Below are 2,122 nucleotides of genomic sequence, written 5' to 3'. Positions count from 1 at the left end.
ACTTCTCCCGGGCCGTGACCTCCGCCGGCAGCGGGTCGGGCAGGATGTCCAGGTCTGCGGTGTCCAACAGCGTGGAAATGACTTTTTGGATGGACCAGCTGGTCAGCTTGGCGGTGGCCGGATACACCGGGATGGGCATGGCGGCGAGCTTTTCCGGATCCTTGCCGGGGGTCTCCGGGTCCTCGTCCAGCAGCAGGAAGTCGGGGTTGGTCAGCCCCAGGGCGCCGCCGTAGCGGGTGACCTTGCCGGAGAACATGGCACGCCGGCCCGGCAGCAGTTCGGCCTTGGCCCGGAACCCGTTAAAGAAGCTCACCTTCAGCGTGCCGGGCACGCCGGCGCTGGCCGTCCCGGTACCGGAGGACCCGGCGTCGTCGGTAATCACGACGTCGGTCAGCGAACCGCGGCGGGCACGCATGGACCGCGTGCTGCTGGAAACCACCCGGGCGATCAGGGTGACGTCCTCGTCCAGCGGAACCTCGCTGATGGGGGTGAGCTCGCCGCGGTCCAGGTAGCGGCGCGGGAAGTAATTCAGCAGCCCGCCGACCGTGGTGATGCCAAGGTGCTTTTCGATGACTGCCGCGGAACGCTTGCCGATCCGGCGCTCCAGGCCCAGCCCCAGTTCAGCGGTGCCCGGTTCAGCGGTGCCCAGTTCAGCGGTGCCCGGTTCAGCGGCGCCCGGTTTAGCGTTCATGTCCGTCGGAAACCTGTCCTGCGGGTTCACGGTCACCGGCTCCGTGGGGTTCGGCGTCCGGTACGGCGAGCTCCGTCACGCTGATGTCAGAGGGTTCACCGAGGGATCGGATCAGGGCCACGGCCGGCTTGGCATCGGGCACGTGGACGTGGACCCGCCAGCGGTACGCGCCGGCGGCGTCGGCTGTCCCGCCCACCTGGCTCATGATGACGGACTCCCCCATCTCGTCGAGCCGCTGGCGCATCATGGCGGCGTCGAGCGGTGACAGCGAGATGGTGCACATGACTTCCACACCCTCGTCCCGGGGCATGCCGGCGTGGATGTGCGGGTCCTGGACGTCGTAGCCGTGCAGTCCGTCCAGCAACTGGTCCTGGAGTTCCTCGCCGAGGACCGCGGAGCGGAGGCAGTCGAGGATCAGCAGCATCCCGACGCCGCCGGCATCCACCACATGGGCGGCGTGCAGCGCCTCCAGCTGGTCCTCGGTGCGCACCACGGCCGCGACGGCGGCTTCCACGGCGGCGTCGAGGGCCAGTCCGAGGGTGTGGTTGCTGTCGTCGCCGTCGTGCGCGGAGTCCACCATCGCTGCGGCGCGGGCGGCGGCTTCCATCACGGAGAGCATGGTGCCGGGAACCGGGTCGCTCAACGCGGACCAGGCCCGGAGCTGGGCGCGGTTCAGGGCGGCGGCCAGCAGCGGCGCGCTCAGCCGGTGGTGGCCGGCGAGGGGTTCGGCTGCGGCGCAGAGGAACACGGCGAACAGGGTGCCGGAGTTGCCGCGGGCCTGTTCCATGGCGGCCAGGCCGGCCCGTGCCAGGATGGCGCCGACGTCGTTCTGGGCCGGGTCCGGCGGACCGAAGGAATGGACCCCAGGATCCGCGCCGATTTGGGGTATCGCCGCAGTGTCGAGGCTGTGGAGTGCCTGGGCGGCGGCACGCACCGTCAGGTAGAGGTTGGTGCCGGTGTCGCCGTCGGCGACCGGGAAGATGTTGATGGCGTTCAGGCGGTCGCTGTGGTTTCCAAGCGTCGTTTCTGCCTTGCCCAACCACCGCTTCATCGCTTGCGCGTTGGCGGCAATCTTAGTCTGCAAAGTGATCCCATCCCACAGTGTCAGCGGGCCTTCCCGCTATGGTTACGCCCGTGCGGTCCGTTGGTGCAGGGGCTTCTACCGAGCCTATCGCAGCGAACCCGTGAGGCAGCTGAACGCCCGGCGGGAATGTGGCCAGCAGTCCGTGGTCCTCCCCGCCGCCCAGGACCCAGTCCATGGGATCCGCGCCGAGCAGCTCTGCGGCAGGCAGGAGCGGACCCGCGAGTTCCTTCAAGACCGTCGCGTCCAGGTCCAGGACGGCGTGGCTGGCGGAGGCCATCCGGTTGCCGTCGCGGACCAGTCCGTCGGAAATGTCCATCAGTGCGGTGGCGCCGGAGTCCCGGGCCAGC

At 69.4% G+C, this 2,122-nt stretch carries 2 protein-coding genes and 2 pseudogenes; 1 reads left to right on the top strand and 3 read right to left on the bottom strand.

Features of this window, described 5'->3' with window-relative positions; translation table 11 throughout:
* Positions 1-571 (bottom strand): annotated as a pseudogene (locus K789_RS0108635) (ATP-dependent DNA helicase RecG); the annotation flags it as partial.
* Between K789_RS0108635 and K789_RS26790 the strand changes: the two are divergent.
* Positions 560-775, top strand: coding sequence for a pentapeptide repeat-containing protein (locus K789_RS26790; RefSeq protein ID WP_416352796.1), 216 nt, complete (start codon positions 560-562; stop codon positions 773-775). The pseudogene K789_RS0108635 and the gene K789_RS26790 sit on opposite strands and share 12 nt — an antisense overlap.
* Here the strand turns inward: K789_RS26790 and K789_RS0108630 are convergent.
* Both K789_RS0108630 and K789_RS0108625 read right to left on the bottom strand, forming a co-directional pair.
* Positions 681-1,742, bottom strand: coding sequence for a DAK2 domain-containing protein (locus K789_RS0108630; protein WP_024366408.1), 1,062 nt, complete (start codon positions 1,740-1,742; stop codon positions 681-683). The two genes, K789_RS26790 and K789_RS0108630, sit on opposite strands and share 95 nt — an antisense overlap.
* A 22-nt stretch (positions 1,743-1,764) precedes the next feature.
* Positions 1,765-2,122: pseudogene (locus tag K789_RS0108625) on the bottom strand (thiamine-phosphate kinase); the annotation flags it as partial.

Origin of the sequence: Arthrobacter sp. TB 26 (assembly GCF_000427315.1) — a bacterium.
GTDB lineage: Bacteria > Actinomycetota > Actinomycetes > Actinomycetales > Micrococcaceae > Arthrobacter.
Note: the sequence above shows the minus strand (reverse complement) of the source record. Positions and strands in the feature narration are given on the sequence as shown.

What these genes read in the sequence shown, in the direction of transcription:
- K789_RS0108630 (WP_024366408.1), bottom strand. Translation starts at nt 1,742, where the DNA reads ATGAAGCGGTGGTTGGGCAAGGCAGAAACGACGCTTGGAAACCACAGC.